Annotated in this window: 19 protein-coding genes; 11 read left to right on the forward strand and 8 right to left on the reverse strand. The window is 42.2% G+C overall.

The features are described from left to right. Positions 1–122 precede the first annotated feature (122 nt). The gene (locus LH29_RS02885) at positions 123–551 is read left to right on the forward strand and encodes a globin domain-containing protein (RefSeq protein ID WP_045028559.1); all 429 of its coding nucleotides are present in this window, start codon (positions 123–125) and stop codon (positions 549–551) included. 396 nt (positions 552–947) lie between these two features. Here LH29_RS02885 and LH29_RS02890 read toward each other — a convergent pair whose 3' ends face one another. Both LH29_RS02890 and LH29_RS02895 read right to left on the reverse strand, forming a co-directional pair. Then, positions 948–1,556 carry a porin family protein gene (locus tag LH29_RS02890; RefSeq protein ID WP_045026029.1) on the reverse strand — a complete coding sequence of 203 codons (609 nt, stop codon included), beginning with the start codon at positions 1,554–1,556 and terminating at the stop codon, positions 948–950. Then, the gene (locus tag LH29_RS02895; protein WP_232302811.1) at positions 1,557–2,246 is read right to left on the reverse strand and encodes an SIR2 family NAD-dependent protein deacylase; all 690 of its coding nucleotides are present in this window, start codon (positions 2,244–2,246) and stop codon (positions 1,557–1,559) included. It abuts the gene before it with no gap. 93 nt (positions 2,247–2,339) lie between these two features. Between LH29_RS02895 and dnaG the strand changes: the two genes are divergently transcribed. From dnaG to LH29_RS02915, 4 genes are all read left to right on the forward strand, one after another. Then, entirely contained in the window at positions 2,340–4,355 is a 2,016-nt protein-coding gene (dnaG, locus tag LH29_RS02900; RefSeq protein ID WP_232302812.1) for a DNA primase, read from the forward strand. 4 nt (positions 4,356–4,359) lie between these two features. Next, positions 4,360–4,842: a pyridoxamine 5'-phosphate oxidase family protein gene (locus tag LH29_RS02905; protein ID WP_045026032.1), complete on the forward strand. Its 483-nt coding sequence runs from the start codon at positions 4,360–4,362 to the stop codon at positions 4,840–4,842. Between the two features lie 9 nt (positions 4,843–4,851). Next, entirely contained in the window at positions 4,852–5,874 is a 1,023-nt protein-coding gene (locus LH29_RS02910; protein ID WP_045026033.1) for an NAD-dependent epimerase/dehydratase family protein, read from the forward strand. A 581-nt stretch (positions 5,875–6,455) separates the two neighbouring features. After that, positions 6,456–7,211, forward strand: a complete 756-nt coding sequence (locus LH29_RS02915; RefSeq protein WP_045026034.1) for an SOS response-associated peptidase — start codon at positions 6,456–6,458, stop codon at positions 7,209–7,211. On the opposite strand, the gene LH29_RS02920 is transcribed toward LH29_RS02915, so the two are convergent. The 3 genes from LH29_RS02920 to rnr form a co-directional block, all read right to left on the reverse strand. Further along, on the reverse strand, positions 7,201–8,703 hold the full coding sequence (locus LH29_RS02920) for a glycoside hydrolase family 10 protein (protein WP_045026035.1): 1,503 nt from the start codon (positions 8,701–8,703) through the stop codon (positions 7,201–7,203). The two genes, LH29_RS02915 and LH29_RS02920, sit on opposite strands and share 11 nt — an antisense overlap. A gap of 512 nt (positions 8,704–9,215) precedes the next feature. Next, positions 9,216–9,818, reverse strand: coding sequence for a TetR/AcrR family transcriptional regulator (locus LH29_RS02925; RefSeq protein ID WP_045026036.1), 603 nt, complete (start codon positions 9,816–9,818; stop codon positions 9,216–9,218). Positions 9,819–9,978: 160 nt separating this feature from the next. Further along, a complete protein-coding gene (gene rnr, locus LH29_RS02930) occupies positions 9,979–12,141 on the reverse strand; it encodes a ribonuclease R (protein ID WP_045026037.1) in 2,163 nt (720 codons plus the stop codon). Positions 12,142–12,368: 227 nt separating this feature from the next. Here rnr and LH29_RS02935 point away from each other — a divergent pair, with 227 nt between their 5' ends. Both LH29_RS02935 and LH29_RS02940 read left to right on the forward strand, forming a co-directional pair. Further along, on the forward strand, positions 12,369–14,324 hold the full coding sequence (locus tag LH29_RS02935; protein WP_045026038.1) for an Ig-like domain-containing domain: 1,956 nt from the start codon (positions 12,369–12,371) through the stop codon (positions 14,322–14,324). Between the two features lie 60 nt (positions 14,325–14,384). Further along, a complete protein-coding gene (locus LH29_RS02940; RefSeq protein WP_045026039.1) occupies positions 14,385–14,681 on the forward strand; it encodes a hypothetical protein in 297 nt (98 codons plus the stop codon). Here the strand turns inward: LH29_RS02940 and LH29_RS02945 are convergent, their stop codons facing one another. Next, positions 14,682–15,065 carry a DUF3859 domain-containing protein gene (locus tag LH29_RS02945; RefSeq protein WP_045026040.1) on the reverse strand — a complete coding sequence of 128 codons (384 nt, stop codon included), beginning with the start codon at positions 15,063–15,065 and terminating at the stop codon, positions 14,682–14,684. Between the two features lie 80 nt (positions 15,066–15,145). Between LH29_RS02945 and LH29_RS02950 the strand changes: the two genes are divergently transcribed. Next, entirely contained in the window at positions 15,146–15,499 is a 354-nt protein-coding gene (locus LH29_RS02950) for a hypothetical protein (RefSeq protein ID WP_045026041.1), read from the forward strand. A 166-nt stretch (positions 15,500–15,665) separates the two neighbouring features. Continuing rightward, entirely contained in the window at positions 15,666–18,035 is a 2,370-nt protein-coding gene (locus tag LH29_RS02955) for a TonB-dependent receptor (protein WP_045026042.1), read from the forward strand. Between the two features lie 71 nt (positions 18,036–18,106). On the opposite strand, the gene LH29_RS02960 is transcribed toward LH29_RS02955, so the two are convergent. After that, complete coding sequence (locus LH29_RS02960) at positions 18,107–20,440, reverse strand: TonB-dependent receptor (protein WP_052670563.1); 2,334 nt, start codon at positions 20,438–20,440, stop codon at positions 18,107–18,109. Positions 20,441–20,633: 193 nt separating this feature from the next. On the opposite strand from LH29_RS02960, the gene LH29_RS02965 reads away from it, so the two are divergent. Further along, positions 20,634–21,536, forward strand: coding sequence for a hypothetical protein (locus LH29_RS02965; RefSeq protein WP_045026043.1), 903 nt, complete (start codon positions 20,634–20,636; stop codon positions 21,534–21,536). A 96-nt stretch (positions 21,537–21,632) separates the two neighbouring features. Then, a complete protein-coding gene (locus LH29_RS02970) occupies positions 21,633–22,412 on the forward strand; it encodes a radical SAM protein (protein WP_045026044.1) in 780 nt (259 codons plus the stop codon). A 199-nt stretch (positions 22,413–22,611) separates the two neighbouring features. Here LH29_RS02970 and LH29_RS02975 read toward each other — a convergent pair whose 3' ends face one another. Next, positions 22,612–23,472, reverse strand: a complete 861-nt coding sequence (locus LH29_RS02975) for a DUF4382 domain-containing protein (protein ID WP_052670564.1) — start codon at positions 23,470–23,472, stop codon at positions 22,612–22,614. Between the last annotated feature and the right edge of the window lie 56 nt (positions 23,473–23,528).

Consider the following 23,528-nt stretch of genomic DNA (forward strand, 5'->3'; position numbering starts at 1 on the left):
TGTTCTGTTGATCCGGGAATAATTCTCGGATAGGGCTTAAAAACGGTCTCGCAATTTGTGCGGTTTTTAAGAAGTCGCTCAACAACTTTTGGTTTTGGTTGTTTCAACACAAAAAAGCAAAGATGGAATTAGAGATCAGTAAATATTTCAAAGGGGTTCGGCCCGGCATAACACTTCCTTCGCCCTTAATGTTGGAAATTATGAAAGAGGAGGGAATCCGGAAAATGGTGAGCGATCATTACGATTTGGTTGTGCAAAGCCCGATTAAAGATCTGTTCCCGAAAAATCCGATAGCGCTTGAAAAAGCCAAAGAACACTCGGCTGATTTTTTTATTCAGATTTGCGGAGGCCCCGATTATTTTAACCAACACCGCGGGAAGCCACAATTAAACAGAAGGCATTTGCCGTTTAAAATTACCGCTGAAGCGCGCATCGAATGGTTGAATTGTTACAAGCAGGTTTTAAGCAAACTGGATTTGCCCGATGAGGTGCAGAAATCATTCTGGACTTACCTTGATGATTTTTCGAAGTGGATGGTGAATAGCTATTAAAGGATTAGTGATTAAGGATTAAGTGGGAACCAGGATTTAGTGAATGAGTAATTGGGTGAATTAGGAAGAAAGTTTGCAGTTTTCAGTCGCAGTTAACAGTTTTACAATTTAGCAGATGTAAACAAATGAAACGATCTATTGTGTTCTATGTGTCTATTGTGGTTCAATTCTTAGCGTCTCTGCGTCTTTGCGAGAAAAATCTTTATAGAATTTCGGATAATGATTAACGATTTTAGATTTGGAAGCAGGAAGAAAGTTTACAGTTGCAGTTAACCATTCTGCAATTTAGCAATAGAACAATTTAGCAGTTGTAAACAAAAGAAACGATCTATTGTGTTCTTTGTGTCTATTGTGGTTCAATTCTTAGCGTCTCTGCGTCTTTGCGAGAGAAAAAACTTAGCGTCCCAGCCGGTAATACAACGCCAGCGAAATTACATTATTAAATAAGCCGTTGTGGAAATAATAATTGGTTTCCGATTTGTCGCTGCACGGAAGAACGGATAACGCAAAACGCAGGTCAACCGATGCATGTTCCAGAAAATCAAACTGAAAACCTACAAAAGGCTGCAAATCGAAGGTATTAAAATCCTGCCGGTCGGGTTCCGGGATTTCGCCATCGCTGTTTACTTCTTTCGAGTGGATTAAAACACCCGGCGCAATACCGCCAATAATCATACTTCGGTCGTTGGTTCGGAATGCCATAAAAATTGGAATGTCGATATATCCCAGGCGCATAACGTATTTGTCAATATCGGGCTGTTTGGGGTCGAATGCTCTTCGTGAGCCTTTTTGCGAATATTTTATTTCCATTCCGGCCACAATTGCCGGCGCAATATCAGTCTGAACAAAAAGACCGGCTAAAATACCCGCTTTGTGGTAGCCTTTCAGATTGTCGCCTTCAACCTGTGTACCGTTAAAACCTGCAATTATTCCGGCATCGAAACGCTGGGCCACAACAAAATTGGCAATCAAAAGAAATCCAAAAGCAACAACTATCCGTTTCATTTATTTTAGTTTTTCCAGTTCCTCTTTTAGCATCTTCACCCCAATTTCCGCTTTTTTTTCGATATACGTAACATTTTCTTGGTAAACTTCCGGCCGGTTGGGGTCGATAACAAATATCGGTGTTCCTTTTCGCACGTAGTTTACAAGGCTTGCAGCAGGATAAACCGCCAGCGAAGTGCCAATTACCACCAGAATATCGGCCTGCTGAACAATGCCAATGGCATTTGGGATTTCGGAAACAGCCTCGCCAAACCAAACAATATGAGGCCGCAACTGACTTCCCTTTTCACAACAATCGCCAAGTTTGAGCTCCCAGTTGTCGAGTTCGTAAATCAGATAGGCATCCAGCGTGCTTCGGGCTTTCATCAGCTCGCCATGCAAATGCGTAACTTTTGTGCTTCCGGCCCGCTCATGCAAATTGTCAACATTTTGAGTTACAACCTCCACATCAAACCATTTCTCCAGTTCGGCAATTCCGCGGTGTCCGCCGTTGGGCTGTGCATCAAAAAGTTGCTTTCGTCGTTCGTTGTAAAATCGTAAAACCAGTTCCGGATCGTGCGCCCATGCTTCAGGCGTGGCAACTTGGGTAACATCGTATTGTTCCCAAATTCCACCCATATCGCGAAATGTTTTTAATCCGCTTTCCTGGCTCATGCCGGCTCCCGAAAGAACTACCAATTTTTTCATCATTAAAAATGTTCTAACGATTAAATGTACAATTAATAATAATCGCATTCAAATCGGGGCTGATAATCTGGGGCTTATTTGAGGCGGCTTTTAATTGTGGATATTATTCGGCTTAAAAGATGTTCGTTTCAGGCTATTTCTGATATTTTTGTACCGATGATTGATCATGCCACGATAGACCGGATTATTGACGCTGCGGAAATTTCAGACGTAGTAGGCGATTTTGTTACACTGCGAAAACGGGGTGTAAACATGCTTGGATTGTGCCCGTTTCACAACGAGAAAACGCCATCGTTTACCGTGTCGCCGGCCAAAGGGATTTTTAAATGTTTCGGATGCGGAAAGGGAGGAAACTCGGTGAACTTTATAATGGAGCACGAGAATCTCACTTATCCGGAGGCACTGAAATGGCTGGCAAAAAAATACAATATCGAGGTTAGTGAGGAGGAGGAAACAGAAGAGCAAAAACAGCTAAAAGATTCGCGCGAAAGTTTGATGATCGTTTCCAGCTTTGCCCAGAAATTTTTTACCCGCTATTTGTGGGAAGAAAACGAAGGCAGAACTATTGGACTGGGCTACTTTCGCGAGCGTAGTTTTCGCGACGATATTCTGAAAAAGTTCGAAGTTGGTTTTGCTCCTGATGGCAAAACACCCTTTACCGAAGCGGCACAAAGGCAAGGTTATAAACTCGATTTTCTGGAGAAAACGGGATTAACCATAAAACGCGACGACTGGTTACGCGACCGTTTTGCCGGCCGTGTTATGTTTCCTATTCATAACCTGGCGGGGCGTGTAATTGCTTTTGGCGGCCGAATTTTAACAAACGATAAAAAAACGGCGAAATACCTGAATTCGCCCGAGTCGGATATTTACCACAAAAGCCGGGTGTTGTACGGAATTTATCAGGCCAAACGCGAAATGACCCGTACCGATAAATGTTATCTGGTTGAAGGTTATACCGATGTTATGTCGTTGCACCAGGTGGGTATCGAGAATGTTGTTGCTTCGTCGGGGACTTCGCTAACGCCCGATCAAATCAGAATGGTGCGCCGTTTTACGCCCAATATCACGATAATTTACGATGGCGATGCAGCGGGAATAAAAGCTTCTTTACGGGGAATTGACATGGTGCTGGAAGAGGGCATGAACGTTAAAGTGTTGCCGTTGCCCGATGGAGAAGACCCTGATTCGTTTGCCAAGAAAATGGGAGCTTCCGGTTTTCAGGAATATATAGAGCAAAACGAGACTGACTTCATACAGTTTAAAACCCGATTACTTTTAAAAAGTACCGAGAATGATCCGGTTGCCAAAGCGCGCCTGATCTCTGATGTTATCAGGTCGGTTTCCGTAATACCTGATTCCATTACCCGTTCGGTTTATATAAAAGAATGTAGTCGTTTGCTTGGTGTTGACGAAGAAGTGTTGTACACCGAGGTTAGGAAACAAAAACATCAACAAACCGAGGAGTTCCGGAAAAAGGAATTTCGCGAGCAAAGCCGTCGGCAGGCGGCACCTCCGCAAGCTGTGCAGGAAGAACCGGTTGTTCGGCCTGTAAGACTTTTGGTGGAAGAACTGGAGTTTTTGCGTTTTCTACTGAAATATTGTACAAGCGATTTACTGGAAGAGGAGGACGAAGAAACGCACGAAACACGCACTCTTTCGGTAGGCGAGTTTATGATCGACGAGCTGGAGGCCGATGAGTTGGTGTCGGAAAATGCGTTGTTTAAAAAGGTGTTTTACGAGGTTCGGGAGAATTTGTATAAAGAGAATTTCGACCCGTGGAAACACTTTGTTTATCACCCCGATGCTTCGATGAGTAAATTTGCAACCGATCTGCTTTCAGAAAAATATACTGAGAGTAAACGCTGGACCAAAGCCGGTGCCTTTACCGAAAAAGAGGAAGACATTCTGGATGTTCTCATTCCCCGGATCGTTAACGAGTACAAACTGCGGAAAATTAAAATGATGATGGCCGAAATTGAAAAGGCGATTGACAAAGCAGCAGCAGACAACGATTTTGATAAAGTGATTGAAGAACAATCGATATATATGAACCTGAAACGGGCTGAAAAAGAATTGGCAAAAAGCCTTGGCAGCCGAACCATAAATTAACGTTATGCGAACAAATTTTATCGAAGACCGCAAAGAAATCGACGAAGTAATCCGTGCCTGCAAAACCTGTTATTTTGCCATGTCGGTGGATGACAAACCTTATGTTTTGCCGCTGAATTTTGCGTTGGAAGGCGATACTATTATTTTGCATTCGGCTCCGGAGGGACGCATGTGGGAAACCATAAAGAAAAATCCGCAGGTGTGTATAAACTGGACCCTTGGCGAAGAACTGGCCTGGCAGGATGTGCGTGTTGGCTGTAGTTACCGGGTAAAATCGAAAACGGTAAACGTGGAAGGAAAAGTAGAGTTTATCGACGATTTTGATGAAAAGTACCGTTGCCTCGGATTGTTAATGAAACAATACAGCGACCGCGAATTTAAATTCGGAACACCGGCGGTAAAAAATGTCGGGATTTTTAAAGTGCATATTGAAAACATTACAGGGAAAGAGTTTGGCGCTAAGGCTGTAACACCCTGGAATTCATAAACTAATTCAATGATTTTTGTAACAGGAGGAACCGGGTTGGTTGGAGCTCATTTATTGTATGAGCTTTGTAAAACAGGCAAAAAAGTTAAAGCTTTAAAGCGACACACAAGCAATTTAGAGCAGGTGCGCAAAACTTTTGCCTACTACACCAACGATACCCGTCAACTGTTCGACAACATTGAATGGGTGGATGGCGATATTCTGGATTATTTCTCACTCGAAAAATTATTGAATGGCGTAACGGAGATCTACCATTGTGCGGCTATCGTTTCGTTTGAAAGTAAGGAGCGGCAGCGCATGATCTCAAATAATGTGGAGGGAACAGCCAACCTTGTTGATGCAGCCATCGAAAATGGGGTGAAAAAGATTTGCCATGTAAGTTCCATCGCTGCATTGGGGAAATTACAAAATGGTGCTCTGGTTACAGAAAAGACAAACTGGGTACCATCGAAAAAGAATTCGGCATATTCCGAAAGCAAGTTTTATTCTGAAACCGAAATATGGCGCGGTATAGAAGAAGGATTGGATGCCATTATTGTAAATCCGTCGATAATTTTTGGTCCTGCAAACTGGGAGAACGGAAGTGCAAAAATCTTCAAAACCATTTGGGATGGCATGAAATTCTATACCAAAGGCGTTACCGGCTTTGTTGATGTTTTTGATGTTGTGCGACCTATGATTAAACTGATGGAAGCGGAAAACTTTGAAAACTGCAAAAACCAGCGCTATATTCTAAGTGCAGAGAATTTAAGCTACCAGCAGGTGTTTACGCAAATTGCAGAAGCCTTACAAAAACCAAAACCTACGATTTGGGCCAGCGACTTTTTAATGGGTTTTGTATGGCGGGCAGCTACTTTTGCCAGCTGGTTTACACGCAAACCATCGTTGATAACCCGCGAAGCTGCAACAGGCCGTAATGCCGTAAATAATTTTGACGGCTCAAAAATAACGCGGATGACCGGTTACCAGTATCTTCCAATTGCGGAGTCGGTTAAAAAAACAGCCGGCTTTTTGAAAGAAGATCTGGACTAAAATCCGGTAAAAGAAAAAGGCAGGTGAACCCCGCCTTTCAAAAAACTCTAATTTTTTATCATTCCTAATGAATGCCCGTTGGCAATAAAAGTCTTCCCAAACTTTTATTGCAATAAAATGGTATAGTTATCTACTTCTCAATAAGTAGTATTTTAACTCAATTTCAGCCCGTTAGCCTCGCAAAAGGGCACAAATGGGCAACTCTTCGTCCACAAAAAGCTGCCCATAATAAAAACAAAAAGATAAAAAATAAGGGTTTGTAGCTGCCAAAGTATAGTGTTGTTTATTAATTTCCAAATATTTCAACGAAAAAGTGGAAGAAAACAGCTTAAAGAGAATGATTTTAGATTTAGTTTATCATAAAATACTGAAAGCATAGAAATGTTCATATCGGCTGGCAGGTTGAAAAACGAGGAGAACAAAATTAACAAAAGGTTGGTTGTGGTCTATTACATTTAACGTAATGTAGGTTTTTGAGAAACGATTCTTTCGCTGGTTGGATGGTTAAAAATGAGGCTGTTTTCGGTAGTTTTTTATAATTTTAGAAGAACTATTCTGAGCTCAATAATGTTTTTAAGATTATGTGTTACGACATAAAAACCAAGGTTGAAGCAGCGTTAAAACGGGCACGGCATTATGGCAACGAAGAGGCCATACAAATGCTGATTGAACAGTTTCGTCCTTTTCTGGAAGAGGAGTTTTTTCATGTTTCGGGTTTTCAGCATCCCAAAATGCTGATTTATACCAGTGAGAATTTTGAATTACCGGCCATTGCCAGCTGGGGGCTTATTCCGTTTTGGGTAAAAAACGAACAGCAACAACTTGATATCTGGAATAAAACGATAAATGCTCGCGGTGAAAGTATTTTTGAAAAACCTTCCTTCCGAACCTCAGCCAAATCAAAACGCTGTCTGGTTTATATCGACGGGTTTTTCGAGCATCACCATTTTGGTGGCAAAACTTATCCTTTTTATATTCAGCGGGAGGATGGAGAGCCAATCGTTTTGGGTGGCTTGTGGGACGAATGGACCAACAAAGCTACCGGTGAAGTGGTGAACTCGTTTACGATTGTTACCACCAAAGCCAATGCATTGATGAAAAAAATTCATAATAACCCGAAACTTAACGAAGCCCGGATGCCATTGATCCTCAATGAAGAGGAGGCCGATAAATGGCTGAATGGCACAGCCGCCGAGGCAAAGGCGATGATTCAACCTGCCACCGATGGCCTTTTGAAGGCGCACACCGTAAGGCGATTACGCGGAAAAGAAGCCGTTGGTAATTCGCCCGAAGCAATCGAAGAATTTATTTACCCCGAACTTATATTCAGAGCTTGACTTTTATCGGGGCACTCAGCCTGCTTTCATTGCTTAAACGGTCGAGCACCGAAATACGCAGTTCGTATTTTTTCTTTTTCCGGTTTATTCGGTCAAACTTAATTTCCTGATCTTTCGTGATCCTGTAAATATATTTGCAGTTATCCGGATCGAACTTTTGTCCTTCTTCATTCAGGTAGAGCACATAACTCCAGGCTTTGTCCATTTCGTTTTGCGTTTCGGCAGGTGTCCATTTAATTTTTCTGCCCCGCTTGTTTATTTTTACCAGCGGCTGTGGTGCCTTGTTGTCAAGCCATGGCATTGGCGGAACGATAGCCGGAGATTTGTAATAGTCCAGCTTTAAACTGTCCTGCAATCCCAATAAATCACCATTAAACCACTTGCTGCTATAAAACGATGAGCCCTGAATCTCAGGTATCGAACGCAGTATCCGTATTTGTTTTATAAGCTGGTCAGGTTCCGTCCATTCTTTAGTTTGCGAAGTGCTGCTAACTTTATAAGGTGCCTGCCCGATATACATTGCGCGGCCATAGGCATGATCTTTCCACCAATTGGCCAGCAGCTGAAAGTCAACAGTAGGATGACCGATTTGCCAGTATAATTGCGGCAGTGTATAATCGATCCAACCTTCTTCCTGCCACTTTATAATGTTGGCATACAAGTGGTCGTAATTTGTTGTTCCGGCTTTTGTGTCGGAACCTATAGGGTCGTCGGTTTTATTTCGCCACACACCAAACGGACTGATACCAAATTTAACCCAGGGTTTGGTGGCTTTAATCGAGTCGTTCAGCTTTTTAATGGTAATATCAACATTTTCGCGGCGCCAGTCGGCTTTGTTCTCAGCAGTAAATCCACGGTTGTAGTATTTGAAAGATGTTGTATCCGGGAATTCTTCTTTTAAGGGGTAAGGATAAAAATAATCATCGAAATGAATGGCATCCACATCATAACGTTTCACAATGTCCTGCACTACATCGGTTACAAACTCGCGGGCTTGCGGCAATCCCGGGTCGAAATACAAACGGTTGCCGTATTTTAAAATCCAATCGGGGTGACGAAATGCAATATGATCGATTGAAAGCGGATCATCAAGATTTTGTGCTACCCGGTAGGGATTGAGCCAGGCATGAAGTTCCATTCCGCGTTTGTGGCATTCTTCAATCCAAAACTTCAGCGGATCGTAAAAAGGCAGTGGTGCCTGCCCCTGAACGCCTGTGAGGTAACGCGACCATGGCTCCAGATCTGATTGATAAAAAGCATCGGCAGCAGGTCGAACCTGCAAAATAATGGCATTCATGCCTAAACTTTTATGTAAATTTAAAATATCGATGATTTCGCGTTTCTGGACATCAGTGCTTAGCCCCGGTTTCGAGGGCCAGTCGATGTTAACAACGGTGGCTACCCAAACGGCTCTGAACTCGTATTTGGGTTGCGTCCGGGCAATGACAGAAAGGAATAGGCAAGCAGAAAGAAGAACTAATAGCTTTTTCATACGATTAAAATTTATTGTTTGAAGGCATCGTATGTACCCGCACCTCTATGATTAATTTCGGAGTGTTGGATTTAGATGCTCGTTTCATAAAATGGACTTTGTTGAACACAAAAATAAGAGAATGTTATCTTGTGGGAAACGAAAAAGGCAGAATTTACTGTGTGAGTCTTTCAACTAAAAAAAATTGATATCTTTGTGCCAGATATACGAAGTAAAAAAGTAAACGATATTTAAGACAAACAACGGGCTTGTCGTTCTGACAAGTTTGTGGTTTATTAGGTTTAGTTGGTTTAGGTTAAAAAGGCTGTCAGAAGGGCAGCCTTTTCTTTTTTATAAATTTTTAAAACCACTAAACTTAATCCGTATAAATTAAATCAATCAGTGTTATCCAGGATTTCCGATTAATCAGTGAAAATCCTGTTGATCTGTGTTATCTGCGTTCCAATATTCAAATAAAAAGGCTGCCGGATTACTCCAACAGCCTTTGTATAGTTGTTTTTTTTGATTGAGAACTACCTTTTCATTATTCCATAGCACATAATCTTCAGAATAATATCAACGCTTCGTTCCAGATTTACATCGCTGTAATTTCCTGCGGCAAGCGGCATTTCAAGTCCTTTAATAGCAGTGGTAATACCAATTGCGGCCAGGTTAAAATCGTAAATCTCAAATTCATTTTTACGAACACCTTCAATAAGTATTCGTTTAATCATTCTGATCTCGTCCTGCTCGTATTTAAGTTTTACCTCATCGATAAATCCAACGGCAGTAACATCGTTTTCAATGGCATGATAAAAATTCGCCAAATTACGGAAAGTAGCCATTTTGGTTAAAATGTAATCGCGCAATTTGTCCACCGGATCGGTGTTTCTGTTTATCACAATCTCAAGTTCGTGCGCCAAAATATCAACCTCTTTCATAATAACAGCCTGAAAAAGGTCTTCTTTGCTTTTAAAATAGTAGTAAAGCGAGCTTTTCCCTTTACGAACAGCATTGGCAATGTCGTCGAGTGTGGTTTTCTTGTAGCCGTATTTGCTGAAAATTTCACGGGCAATCTTTAGGATATTTTCCCTGTTTACATCCTTCTTATTCGCAGTATCCGCTGAATTTTGCATGAATTGAAACGTTTTGTCTATGTTAAAACTTGGCCAAATATAACTATTTATTTTAGCCGTTATTATTTTTTAGAACATTTTACTCTGACAGACGACATTTACTTTTGCTGATTGAATGCCCTGTAACTGGTTGAAATCTATTTTGCTAATATTCGAATAGCTACTCTTTATCTTGTTCAGCCAGTCTGAAGTCGAGTTGCTTCCTTTCAAGATTGGTGCGCCAAACACGTACATTTATTTTTTCGCCCAACTGAAAACTCTTACGTGAATGACGTCCCACCAGCGCATAATTTTTTTCATCGAAAATATAAAAATCATCATCCATTTGCGCAATCGGAATCATGCCTTCAATTTTGTTTTCCAGCTCCACATAAATTCCCCAATCGGTTACACCCGAAATCGTACCCGGATAAGTTTTGCCGATATGATCCTGCATAAACTCCACCTGCTTGTACTTTATCGATGCCCGCTCGGCATTGGCAGCTTTGGCCTCCATGTCGGACGAGTGTTTGCAAAGCCCCTCATATTTTTGCTCGTTAACCGAACGTGCTCCGTCTAAATATTTTTCCAGCAGGCGGTGTACCATCATATCGGGATAGCGCCTGATTGGCGAGGTAAAGTGCGTGTAATAATCAAACGATAGTCCGTAGTGCCCTATGTTCCGGGTTGAATAGGCTGCTTTTGCCATGGTGCGGATGGCCAGGGTTTCAACCACATTCTGTTCGCTTTTACCTTTTACTTCGGTAAGCAATTTGTTTAGCGATGTTGAAATGGCCCGCGGCGTTGACAGTTGAATGCCGTGCCCGAAGCGCTTTATAAACGTGTTGAACGACGAAAGTTTGTCGGGGTCGGGTTTGTCGTGAATACGGTAAACAAAGGTTTTCGGCGTTTTCTTTTCCGGAACTTTGCCAATAAACTCGGCCACTTTTTTGTTGGCCAGTAGCATAAACTCCTCAATCAGGTGATTCGATTCTTTCGATTCTTTAAACGACACTGATATTGGTTTTCCTTTCTCGTCAATTTCAAACTTCATTTCTACGCGCTCAAAAGCAATCGAACCTGTATCGAAACGCTCGTCGCGCAATTTTATCGCCAGTTCATTGAGTTTTAGCATCTCCTCAGAAAAATCGCCCTCTCCGGTTTCGATAATTTCCTGGGCTTCTTCGTAGGTAAATCTTCGGTCCGAATGGATGACTGTTTTTCCAAACCACTGTTTTTTCACTTTTGCATCTTTGGTAATTTCAAAAACGGCCGAAAAACACAATTTATCCTCGTTGGGTCGAAGCGAACAAACTCCGTTCGATAAGCGCTCGGGAAGCATCGGTACCACGCGGTCGACCAGGTAAACAGAGGTGGCGCGGTCTTGCGCCTCGTTTTCAATGATGGTATTTGGCCGCACGTAATGTGTAACATCGGCAATGTGCACACCAACTTCCCAGTTTCCGTTGTCAAGTTTCTTTAACGACAGGGCATCATCAAAATCTTTTGCATCTGCCGGGTCGATGGTGAATGTGGTGGTTTTGCGCATATCGCGCCGCTTTTTAATCTCTTCTTTCGGAATTTCCAGCGGAATTTTTTCGGCAGCCTTATCTACATTTTGGGGGAATTTGTGTGGCAATTCAAACTCAGCCAGAATGGCGTGCATTTCGGCATCGTTATCGCCGGTGTCGCCCAGTACTTCAATAATTTCGCCAAACGGACTGCGCGCATTTTGTGGCCAGTCTTTAATTTCGGCAATGGCTTTTTGCCCATCTTTTGCGCCGTTTAGTTTTTCTTTCGGAATAAAAATATCGAAACCAACTTTTCCAGAAGGAATCAAAAACGCAAAGTTTTTGGTGGTTTGTACTGTTCCTACAAATATTGTTTTTGCCCGCTCCAGAATCTCGGTAACTTCGCCTTCCAAATCGTGTTTCTTGCGCCGCGCATAAACATGGATTCGTACTTTGTCGCCTTCCATGGCATGGTTGAGGTTACGCGATGATATAACAGCCGGTTGCTCCAGCTCGTCGCTGATAACGTAGGCAAAACCCTGTGGTTGCATTTCAATAATACCTGTAACTTTTCCGGTACGTGCTTTCGGTTTAAATTTTCCCCGCGATATCTGATCAACGTAACCATCGTCGGCCAGTTCCTGAAGTGCAACGTTAATCAATTTGCGCGTCTCGGGGTCTTTTATGCTCAGCGATCCTGAAATCTGGCGGTAATTAACTGTCTTTCCGGGGTTTTCGTAAAGTGTTGAAAGTATGGCGTTTTTTAGCTTCTTTTTGTTGTACGTGCCGCCGCGTTTCTTTTTGTGCAGCTTGTTCTTTTTCTTTCTTCCCATTTTGTTTTAATTATCACAAGCAAGTTAAAATAATTATTATTCATGTTTTAATAATAAGTGCGGAAGTTGCGAACAATATCAGATCGAACTCAGGTAACTATAAGTTTATTTCGGAATATTTAACAACTCGGCACCTCCTATATTTACAGGAATTTGTATGTTTGTAAACCATTTTAAGGGTTCGGTATTTTGCCTTCGAACGCCTTGAAAACAGACATTTTAAGCCTATGAAGTTAAAGGGGAAACTACCGTTTTTTATTATTGCAATGCTGGCCTGGGTTGTTATTATTTCATCGTGTGCCAATATGGGTATGCCCGCGGGAGGACCGCGCGACTCGGTGCCACCGGTTTTGCTTGAAACCAGCCCGGAGTACCGCGCATTGAACTTTGATAAAGACAATATCCGGTTTACGTTCAACGAATATTTGCAAACGGATAAAATATCAGAACAACTGGTCATTTCGCCTCCGCTTGAAAAACGTCCGTTAATTAAAACCAAATCGAAAACCCTGATTATTGAGTTCAATGAGGATTTAAAAGACAGCGTAACGTATTCGATTGATTTTAAAAATTCGATTGTGGATAATAACGAGCAAAATCCACTTAAAAACCTGCGTTTTTCGTTTAGCACCGGGCCCGAATACGACTCGTTGCGTGTGGCTGGGCGCGTTATAAACGCCTTTAATCTTGAGCCAAATGAAGACGGTTCGCTGTTGGTATTGCATTCAAATCTGCACGATTCGGCTGTGTTTCGGGTACGCCCCGATTACATTGCAAAAACCGATGAGGAAGGTTTGTTTATGATCGATAATATTGCAGAAGGAACCTATAATTTGTTTGCTATTAACGACATGAACAACGATCTGATGTATAACGAAGGTGCAGAGGAAATTGCTTTTCTGGATACATTGGTCATACCTGAAGCCCATTTTCATGCAGAAGCCGATACGATGGTTAGTGGCGTTGACTCGATGTTGGTTTTAGGGCATACACATTTTTCTCCCGAGCCGTTTTATATGCGCTTTGTGATGGAAGATATATTTGAACAGTATGTTGAATCGACCGTACGCCAAAGCCGCAATAAATGTTTTTTTGAGTTTAATGAATCGATTGCCGATACCTTCTCGGTAAATTTGATCGACCACGATGCAAGCGATTGGCAGCTTTTTGAATACGGGCAGAATAAGGACTCGATACTGATGTGGATTACCGACACAATGGTTTCGAGATACGACTCGCTTTATATGGAGTTATGCTATACGCAGCTGGATTCAGCAGGCATGCCATACGTGCAAAACGATACGATATTAATGCATTATGCCGACCCAAAGGTGGAGGAGGAAAAGAAAAGCCGCAGACGGGGAAAGGAAGAGGAAGAAGAGGAAGAGAAGCCGGAACCCATACCGCAGTTTACCTGGCAAACCGATATTCCGTCAACCATGGAGTTGAATGGACTGATTCGCTTTGTATCGCCCGAGCCTGTTCAGAGTTTTAACACTTCGATGCTGAAGATGTATCTTACTGCTGATACCTTGAAAAATGCCCTCCCGATAAATGTACAAGAAGACTCTACAAAATACCGGAGTTACTCAATTAGTTACGATTGGGAACCACAAACTGAATACAGCTTTGTGATTGACTCGGCAGCATGCGTAAATATTTTTGGAATTAGCAGCAAGGCCTTTTCGAAAGGTTTTAAAACACGCGAAGAAGATTATTACGGTAGCCTGGAATTTGATTTCTCGAATGTAACAATGCCAATGGTTGTTCAGGTTCTGAAAAATAACGATGAAGAAGAGGTGTTGCGCCAGAAATCCTTTACCGAAGATGGCACCGTGTTGTTCGAATACCTTGCGCCCGAAAAGTACAAGGTAAAAGTAATTTACGATGCCAATGGAAACGGCAAATGGGATGCCGGCAGTTTTCAGGACAAAGTGCAACCCGAACGCGTGGCGTATGTGCAGGAAGTGATTAAACTGCGCTCGAACTGGAGCGAAAGCCACAGCTGGGATTTAACGCCCGATCCGCTTTTCAGTAAAAATATCCGCGATAAGGAAGAAGAAGAACGGAAGCGTGAAGAAGCACTGGAGAAACAACGAAAAGAAGAGGAAGAGCAACGAAATAACAGTATGTTCCGACCGGGTGACACTGGTAGTGGCGCTGGTGGTTTTCAGCGGAGATAGGCCGGGTAGCTGCATTTTCGGTTAAAATATCTACCTTTAATAAACTTTATTAATAAAATTATGGCAAGTGTAAGAGACCTTAAAAAAGACATTGATTTGATTATGTCGATGGCTTTAAGCGATTGTTTTTACGTGATGGAATATAACAATGAAGTAGACGAAAAAGCGGTATACGAAATTGCTGGCGATATTGTAAAAAGTCATCGCGAGTTGCGTTTGCGTGCTACTCATCCTGATGGAAAAGATAATCCAAAACTGGTGAAGCAATATTACAAAGAGGTCGTTCAGGATATGCTGTCTGCTGCCGATGCCGCTTTGGAAAGATTGTCGGCCGAAGTGAAAAAAGTAGCCAAGTAGTTACATTAACGTGAAAATTTTGTGAGCAACCACTTTGCCTTTATACCAGGTGGTTAGCTCCCATTTTCCCAGCTTGTCTTCCAATGGTTCCCAAATACAATCTCCAAGATAAAACTCATAATCGTTGGTGCGAATAAACTGTTCGCCGGTAAACGGAGGACGCAAATTCCCTTCATCATCGGTAAACGGCGGATGATCGATCTGAAAATCAACTTTTTCGCCTTTCCCATTTTTTATGTGCAACACATAGCCAAATTCAGTTCCTATTTCTGCATTAATTTCGGTGGTAAAATCCAGTATTTTAGGAATGTCCTTACTTTCCCGGTCCCATTTCGAGTACTCGCCGTAACTGTATAGCTTAAATGTTGGTCTGCGTTTTGCCATTGTTAAATAAAATGCAAAAATAGCAATTGTTATGTTTTTTATTTAGAAAGGTTCTTAATTTAGCCACCCTAATCGATTACGTGAAATTAATAAGAAAACATACAAATTTACTGTTTGTACTGATTCTTCCGGTGTATTTGTACATCGTTCAAACTTCAATACAAAATAAACATACACATGTTTATGCCAACGGTATTGTAGTTGCGCATTCGCATCCAACATCCGATTCGGATGGTTCAGGAAACAATCACAACCATTCGCAGCGTGAGATTAATCTTTATTCCTCGCTGCATTCTGATTTTTATGAAACTCCGGGGCTAACCGCTTTCAATTTTGAAGTGCCCGTTGATCATATCGATTACATTGTTTACAATGAGCAGGAAGTTTCGATTCCTGTTTTGTTACTCAGCATTCCCCGGGGGCCTCCCGCATAGTTTTCAAATACTTATTAGCGTTGCAAAATGTGCAACTATCTGGTCATCTGTGTTTAAGTGGATTGTATTCCATTTGATCCGTGTTTTGCCGATGACTGGGGCGATGTTTTATCGCTTTTCAAAAAAATCAGATTTAGTAGTTTGAAAACAACATATTACAAATATTATGAAACCCATATATGCAATTTTATTGCTATTCTTTTCGTGTCAAATGGCCTGGGCAGAAGAGCCAGAGGACAACGATAAAAATAAAACCGATGCCATGCTTTTTGGCGATGTAAAATCGGGCGAAGAACATATTCCATTTGCAACTGTAACCATTAAAGGAACTACCATTGGTACTGCAGCAGATGCCACCGGGCATTTTAAAATGAGCCATTTACCGCTTGGTAAACAGGTGGTAGTAATTTCGGCCATTGGCTACCAAACGCTGGAAAAAGAAGTGAAAATGGAAGCCAAAAAAAGTATTACAATTTTGGCCGAGCTGGAACCGGATAATATTGGTATTGAACAGGTGGTGGTTTCGGCCGACAGAAATGCCAAAAGCCGCAAAGAAACGCCAACCATTGTAAACAGTATCAATCCAAAATTATTCGACCGTGTGCAAAGTGTTACCCTAAGCGAAGGACTGAATTTTTCGCCCGGATTGCGAATGGAGAACAACTGCCAGAACTGTGGTTTTTCACAGGTACGTATGAACGGATTGGAAGGACCGTATTCGCAAATCCTTATAAACTCGCGCCCGGTGTTTAGCGGACTGGCCGGTGTTTATGGACTGGAGTTGATTCCCGCCAACATGATCGAACGGGTGGAGGTAATTCGTGGAGGCGGTTCATCGATGTACGGAAGTAACGCCATTGCCGGAACCATAAACCTAATCACAAAAGATCCGGTAACAAACAGTTTCGAAACCTCTGTAAACAATAGTTTTGTGGGCGCCGGAAGCGACTACGATGCAGTCAGCGATTACAACATTAACATTAACGGTTCGTTTGTAACCGACGATTATAAAACAGGAATGAGCATTTTTGGATTTCACCGGAAACGCGATCCTTTTGATGCCAACAGAGATGGATTTTCGGAATTGGCAAGTATCAACAATACAACAATCGGGGCACGTTTTTACCAGCGTGTGGCAAACCGCGGAAAAATTACCGTCGATTATTTTAATATAAACGAAGACCGCCGTGGTGGAAATAAATACGAGCTTCCGTTACATGAGTCTGATATTTCGGAAAGTGTGCAGCATCAGATTAATTCTGGCGCTTTAAATTTTGACCAGCTGCTTCGTGATAACGATAAGTTTTCTGCTTTTGTATCGATGCAGGGGGTTGACCGCGGTTCGTATTACGGCGCCGAGCAAGATCCGTCGGCGTACGGGCACACCGAAGATTTAACTTATGCTGCGGGTTTGCAATACATTCGAAGTATTGGCTACCTGTTGTTTTCTCCGGCAACAATTACTTCCGGAATAGAAACAAGCGGTAGTTCGTTGAAAGATGAAAAATTGGGCTACTACGATGCTGCGGAAGATGTGCATTACGGAAATACCCAGATTGCTGACCAGGGAATGACCAATTACGGTGCGTTTGTGCAGTCGGAGTGGAAAACCGAAAAAGTAGTATTTAGTGCCGGTTTGCGCTACGATCATTACAAAATTGAAGAAAAAATAGAACACAGCGACGATGTAAATGGCAACGTAATAAGTCCGCGGGTGAGTTTGTTGTATAATATTGCTGAACATTTGCAGTTCAGAAGTAGTTTTGGCCGTGGTTTCCGTGCGCCGCAGATTTTTGATGAGGACCTTCATATTGAAACTTCGGGATCGAGAAAAGTGCTTCACGAGAATGATCCGGATCTGAAACAGGAATCGTCAAATAGTTTTACGGCATCGATTGATTATTCAAACGAGTTTGGCGATTGGCAATACCAGCTGTTGGTAGAAGGATTTTACACCCAATTGGTTGATCCGTTTGCCAACGAATACGGTACGCCCGACGAAAACGGAACCGTTATTTACACCCGTGTAAATGCCGAAGACGGAGCTCGCGTGCAGGGAATTAATATTGAATTGAACGCCTCGCCATCGCAGAAATTCCAGTTGCAGTCCGGGTTTACCATTCAGAAAAGTGAATTTGAGGCCGAACAGGAATTTGGCGAAAAACGCTTTTTCAGAACGCCAAATACATACGGTTATCTGAGTGCAAATATTAGCCCGACACCTGTTTTTGATATTGCTCTTACCGGAAATTACACGGGAAAAATGCTGGTGCCGTATTTTGGTCCGGAACTAGCAAATCCTGAAGTTGGCGAGCTTCGCGAAAGCGATTCTTTCTTCGACACAGGAATAAAACTCTGTTACCATTTCCGCTTGTCGGATTATATGAAAGTGGAGCTGAGCGGAGGTGTGAAAAATATCTTTAACAGTTATCAGGAAGATTTTGATACAGGCATCGATCGTGATCCTTCGTATGTGTATGGACCACTATCTCCAAGAACTATTTATTTTGGGATAAAGATCGGGAGCTTGTATTAACCTGATTTAGACTTTTAAATACATGCTTTATGGCTGCCTGGCGAATGTGCCGGGCAGCTTTCTTATGCTTTTTAGTTAAACAGTTTAATACCAAAGAAAACCGATCGCGGTTTTGCGGGGCCATAAACATAACCACTGTCGCGGTTTTTACCTTTGTCGAAATCATCCTGGTAATTATCGAACAGGTTACTTACGCCGCCAAATATCTCAATTGATGAATCGATTCGTTTTAACCCGAAAGTATAACCCACTTTTACATTGGTTTCCATAAACGATGGCGAATCAAAAAGTACGTCCTGGTCAATTGTTCCCGCATCGCCGGGCAACCCGTAATGAGGAACCAGCATAGTTCCGGTGTACACTCCTGACAGCGATGCGCTGAACCGGTTCGTCGGCGTCCAGGTAAGGGTGTAGTAGCCGTAAGTTTCGGGAGTACGCAAATACTTTTTCTCCCCCCGCAATTCTTCCGACCAGCTAACGGCATCGCCATATTCGCTGCGTTGTACCGTTATTCCTCCTTCAATTTGCAATTTGCGGTCGAAATTGGCGCGTGCTTCAAAAGTTGCTCCGTAAACCTGGCTATTTCCGCCGTTTCGTTTTTCCATCAATGAATTTCCGGCGTTATCGGTACCCACTTCTTCCAAAACAAAAGCATCTTTTAATTGGGTGTAAAAACCTTCCAGCGTAAATCCAATAATGTGTTTTTCGGTGGGTTTATCCCAGTTTAGCGACGCACTTAAACTTTGCGAACGTTCTTCTTCCAGATCGTCGGCCAGTTCGATGGTTTGAATTCCACCGCCTGCAAAAGCAATGTGCATATCGGCATCAAAGGCCTGTGGCGCACGAAATCCGGTCGACCACGACAGGCGTAACTGGGTGTACGAATCGGGTTTTAAAAGCAACGAAACCCGCGGGTTCAATACCAGCTTATCAACAAAATTGTGTTTGTCGGCACGAACTCCGGCCAAGAGCGTTGTTTTTTGGGTAATCGACCAGTCGCTTTGAATAAAGGCACCAAAGTTTTTGGTTTGCTGATCGATCAAATAATCGTAAGCCGTAATTTCATCAAAAACATCGTCGTAAATAAACTCGGTCCCAACAGTAAGTATGTTCGTTCCGGCACCTACAAAATCGTTTATGGCATGGTTTAGCTGAGCACCAAACTGAACGGTTGAGTTTTTTGAATCGCCGTAAGGTGGCGCATTGTTGTAGTCTTGTAATTCCTGGCCACCATCGGGTGCAATTCCGGTAAAATGGTCGCGTTGTGTGTATTGGCCGGCAGAGTAAAGAACAAAACTGGTGCGCATTGTCGGGTTGTAAGTGTAATCAATTCCACCCATTAAAACATTATGCGTTCGTTCTTCCGATTGTTTTGCCTGATAGGCCGGCCCGTCAATCATTTCCCCACCATAGCGGTACTCGTAAGTGCTCGAGAAATTGGCTTCAATCTTCTGGTCTTCGTCGATTTGGAAGAAGGAATTTATTCCAAACGAATTATTTTTTATTTCCGGGAGTTCAGAGTAATTATCGTCGTTTGCATCAAAAGCATCACGCTGGCGGTGAAAAGCATACATCGACATTCCTGCATTACGTTTTTGCGATAAGGCGGTTAATGTAGCGCTTACATTGTAGTCGAGTGCATCGTTGCCGATAATGGAATTGTTTGAGGTAACTTCATACGAATTTCGCTGCGGCAGTTTGGTAATGATATTTACCGTTCCGCCAATGGCGCTCGACCCGTACAGAGCAGAGGCACCTCCGCGAACAACTTCTATGCGTTCAACCATTTCGGTGGGCAGTTGCTCAAGTCCGTAAAGCCCGGTAAGCGGACTAAAAACAGAGCGACCATTAATTAATATCTGGCTGTAGGCGCCGCCCAAGCCGTTCATTCGTAACTGGGTGTAGTTGCAGGTTTGGCAGTCGGTTTCCATGCGCAATCCGGGTTGAAAACTCAGTGATTCAGCAATGGTTTGTGCCGCTACTTTTTCAATGGTTTGGGCATCCAATACATTAACAATCACAGCACTTTCGGTTTGGCGTTTAAATGTTTTTGTGCCGGTAATTACCACTTCGTCCATGTGAATGACGTCTTCTTCCAGATCGAACTTAACCTCAACGGTTTCGCCGGCTTTTAATACCACTTGCTTTTTGCTTTCCTTGTAACCGATCATCTTGGCAACAATGGTAAATTCACCAATCGGAAGATCAACCATCATATAGTGGCCGGTAACATCGGTTGTTGTTCCGTAGTTGGTATCTTCAAGGTAAATATTTACGAACGGAATGTGCTGACCTTTCGAAACAACATGCCCGATAATTACAGCATCGTAATGTTCTTTCTGCGCAAAGACAAATGGCGAAATAAACAGCAAAAGAAGACTAAGGGTAAGTATTTTAAATTTCATAATAATCAATGTTTAGTCTATTCAAACAAAATAATTACCATCGTGTTCGCACTTGCGTATTTAAATTTTGTTTTTCCGCCAGTTCTTAAAATTCAATAAAAAACATGGATTTGTTTAAGGGATTTGCCACCGGGTAAAAGATTATTATTTTTGTTTCGTTTTAAATGATGGCAGAACAAAAAAAATAAAGTTTATGAGTAGCCAGATTGATGCGATGCAGAAAGATTCGAAAGACATGAGGAACAATATAATTGTTGTTGTTCTTGCTGTGGTATTGGCAGTTGTGTTGGTGTTGTTCTTTTTGCAACGACGCGATCATAAAGTGATGATGACCGAAATCAAGGCTGAAAAAGACTCCATTCAATATCAGTTAACCGAAATTGCTGCCAGTTATGATTCGTTAAAAACCGAGAACGATACGATTAGCGAGCAGTTGTTTGTGGCACAAAACAAGGTAAAAGATTTGCTGATTGAGGTGGAGCAGACCAAAAAAGTAAGCTTCTCGAAAATTTCGGACTACCAGAAGCAGGTAACCACTTTGCGCGGAATTATGCGCGATTTTGTGGTGCAAATTGATTCGCTTAACCGGCGTAACGAAGAGCTGATGGCCGAAAACCGTGAGGTTAAACAACAATACCGGGAGGTTGAACAAACCAATCAACAATTGAATCAGGAAAAAGAACGCCTGCAACAAAACCTGAAACGGGCTGCCATGCTTGAAACGCGCCAGTTAGTTGCAGAGCCCTTAAATACCCGTAGCAAGGAGACCAAATTTGCCAAACGTACGGCCAAGGTTCGTATTTATTTTGTGCTAGGGCAAAATGCTACTGCCAAACGCGGCCCAAAGCAGATTTATGTGCGAATTATGCGCCCCGATCAGCTGTTGATGGTGAAATCGGAAAACGATGTTTTTCAGTTTGAAGATTTAAAAATTCAATATTCGGCAATGCGCGAGGTCGTTTACGAAGGACAGGATTTACCGGTAGCTATTTTCTGGGACAATACCAACGAACCCGAAATGATGCCGGGAACTTATACAGTTAACCTGTTTGCCGATGGAAACGAAATTGGCGAAACAACCTTTGAGATCCAGTAATTGGTAAAAAACGAGATTTTGTTCAGCAGGCAATACCTGACTTTCCTTTAAAAATCAAACCTTTTCAGTAATTCAAAAACTGTAAAGATCTATTCTATGGCAACATTTTTATTCGATAAAATAATATTTGGGCCGGTAAAAAGCCGCCGTTTGGGTGTTTCGCTGGGTATAAACTTGCTGCCTACAGAAGCAAAAGTTTGTTCATTTGATTGTATTTACTGCGAGTGTGGTTTTACACCCGGCGAATACAAGGAAAAAGTTTCTTTCCCGTCGCGTGCCGACGTGAAAATGCGCCTTGAAGTGAAACTGCACGAAATGGTTGCTGCCAACGAACTCCCCGATGTAATTACCTTTGCCGGAAATGGCGAACCAACTTTGCATCCCGAGTTTGCCGGAATTATTGACGATACCATTGCTTTGCGGGATGAATTTACTCCGGATGCCCGTATTGCTGTGCTTTCCAATGCAACTATGATTCACCGCAAATCGGTTTTTGAGGCTTTGCTGAAAATAAAAGACAACATTCAGAAACTGGATTCGGCTTTTGAAGAAACCGTAAAGTTGCTCGATTGCCCAAAAGGGAATTTCAAGCTCTCGGATACCATCGAACAATTGATCGCTTTTAATGGGAAGGTAATTATTCAAACCATGTTTTTGCGCGGAACTTATAAAGGCAAAACCATTGATAATACCACTGAAAAAGAGATTTCGGCATGGATTGATTTGCTAAAAAAAATAAAGCCCCTACAGGTAATGATTTATACGATTGCCCGCGATACCCCGATTGAAACACTTGAAAAAGTTTCGTTGGAAGATTTGAATGGTATTGCCGAACGCGTGCGTGAAGCCGGTTTTGATGTGCAGGTTTCGGGGTAATCAGGGAGGATCGCTTCAGCCTCTTAAGGCTTTCTATTGACAGCTTCTATGGGGCTCTGAAGCAAGCGCATCACTTCGCATGAGGTTTTACTTTAAACACGAAAAAAGGCTGCCCGAATTAACGGACAGCCCATACTTGAAAACCACTAAGCTTAACCAAACTGATTGATTACAGATTGATCCTCACTCTTGCAACCATTTACGGCTCAGGGGTTAAAACAAAGTCAATCTGGGTTGATTGTCCTTTTAATACATCCACATTCCATATCGTATCGGTCAGGAAACTATCCTGCTCTGCAATCATATAATACGTTCCTTCAGGTATTCCAATAAGTTTATACATACCCATTTCATCGGTAAAGGCAGTGGTAATTAAACTGTCTTCTTCAATGTCGTTCACCTCTGTCCAAAGATTAACAGCAGTGTTAGGTAAAAGTACATTCGACGTATCGCTAATAGTTCCTTCAATTCTTCCGGCACGGTCGAGCAGTACACAACGAACAACCGGTTTGAAATTAAAACCATTAATCATTCCGCCTTTCCAGTTGCCTTTGGCTACAAACGATTTGCTAACATCAAAGTCAAGTAATACGTCTGAAGTTTCGCCGCTGTTAATTGTTAAAGCCGGCTCGATTTTAATTTTTAAACCACTGCTTGAACCGCTTGGTATTTTCAAATCAAATACAGTTTCATCAGTTAGTATTACTTCAGCATCAACTACATGCATACGTATCATGTCGTAAGTTCCGGCCTCCAGTTCAACCGATGCCAGTTGTTCGGTAATTCCGTTTGTAAGGGTGAGCAGATCCACCTCAAAAGGTTCTACCATAATTGGAATAAACGATGACTCAGTAGTATCGCTTTCCTGTTTTCTGATTTCAACTTTGTCAATTGTTACAATGGTTTGAGACACCAGTTCAATTGGGAATGGCGCATCGGTAAGATACACGTTAACTTTCCCTTTTCCTTCCGGAAAATTTATTGTTTCACTATCGTTACATGCTACCATTAATAATATTCCCAATACAATTGTCGTAAGTGCTAATCCAAATTTCTTCATGTCTTCTTCGTTTATGTTTTCTAATAAATGTGATTTGTTTTCGCATACCGCGTGGG

This window comes from Draconibacterium sediminis (genome assembly GCF_000949475.1).
GTDB lineage: Bacteria > Bacteroidota > Bacteroidia > Bacteroidales > Prolixibacteraceae > Draconibacterium > Draconibacterium sediminis.

What these genes read in the sequence shown, in the direction of transcription:
- LH29_RS02885 (WP_045028559.1), top strand. Translation starts at nt 123, where the DNA reads ATGGAATTAGAGATCAGTAAATATTTCAAAGGGGTTCGGCCCGGCATA.
- LH29_RS02890 (WP_045026029.1), bottom strand. Translation starts at nt 1,556, where the DNA reads ATGAAACGGATAGTTGTTGCTTTTGGATTTCTTTTGATTGCCAATTTT.
- LH29_RS02895 (WP_232302811.1), bottom strand. Translation starts at nt 2,246, where the DNA reads ATGATGAAAAAATTGGTAGTTCTTTCGGGAGCCGGCATGAGCCAGGAA.
- LH29_RS02905 (WP_045026032.1), top strand. Translation starts at nt 4,360, where the DNA reads ATGCGAACAAATTTTATCGAAGACCGCAAAGAAATCGACGAAGTAATC.
- LH29_RS02910 (WP_045026033.1), top strand. Translation starts at nt 4,852, where the DNA reads ATGATTTTTGTAACAGGAGGAACCGGGTTGGTTGGAGCTCATTTATTG.
- LH29_RS02915 (WP_045026034.1), top strand. Translation starts at nt 6,456, where the DNA reads ATGTGTTACGACATAAAAACCAAGGTTGAAGCAGCGTTAAAACGGGCA.
- LH29_RS02920 (WP_045026035.1), bottom strand. Translation starts at nt 8,703, where the DNA reads ATGAAAAAGCTATTAGTTCTTCTTTCTGCTTGCCTATTCCTTTCTGTC.
- LH29_RS02925 (WP_045026036.1), bottom strand. Translation starts at nt 9,818, where the DNA reads ATGCAAAATTCAGCGGATACTGCGAATAAGAAGGATGTAAACAGGGAA.
- rnr (WP_045026037.1), bottom strand. Translation starts at nt 12,141, where the DNA reads ATGGGAAGAAAGAAAAAGAACAAGCTGCACAAAAAGAAACGCGGCGGC.
- LH29_RS02935 (WP_045026038.1), top strand. Translation starts at nt 12,369, where the DNA reads ATGAAGTTAAAGGGGAAACTACCGTTTTTTATTATTGCAATGCTGGCC.
- LH29_RS02940 (WP_045026039.1), top strand. Translation starts at nt 14,385, where the DNA reads ATGGCAAGTGTAAGAGACCTTAAAAAAGACATTGATTTGATTATGTCG.
- LH29_RS02945 (WP_045026040.1), bottom strand. Translation starts at nt 15,065, where the DNA reads ATGGCAAAACGCAGACCAACATTTAAGCTATACAGTTACGGCGAGTAC.
- LH29_RS02955 (WP_045026042.1), top strand. Translation starts at nt 15,666, where the DNA reads ATGAAACCCATATATGCAATTTTATTGCTATTCTTTTCGTGTCAAATG.
- LH29_RS02960 (WP_052670563.1), bottom strand. Translation starts at nt 20,440, where the DNA reads ATGAAATTTAAAATACTTACCCTTAGTCTTCTTTTGCTGTTTATTTCG.
- LH29_RS02965 (WP_045026043.1), top strand. Translation starts at nt 20,634, where the DNA reads ATGAGTAGCCAGATTGATGCGATGCAGAAAGATTCGAAAGACATGAGG.
- LH29_RS02970 (WP_045026044.1), top strand. Translation starts at nt 21,633, where the DNA reads ATGGCAACATTTTTATTCGATAAAATAATATTTGGGCCGGTAAAAAGC.
- LH29_RS02975 (WP_052670564.1), bottom strand. Translation starts at nt 23,472, where the DNA reads ATGAAGAAATTTGGATTAGCACTTACGACAATTGTATTGGGAATATTA.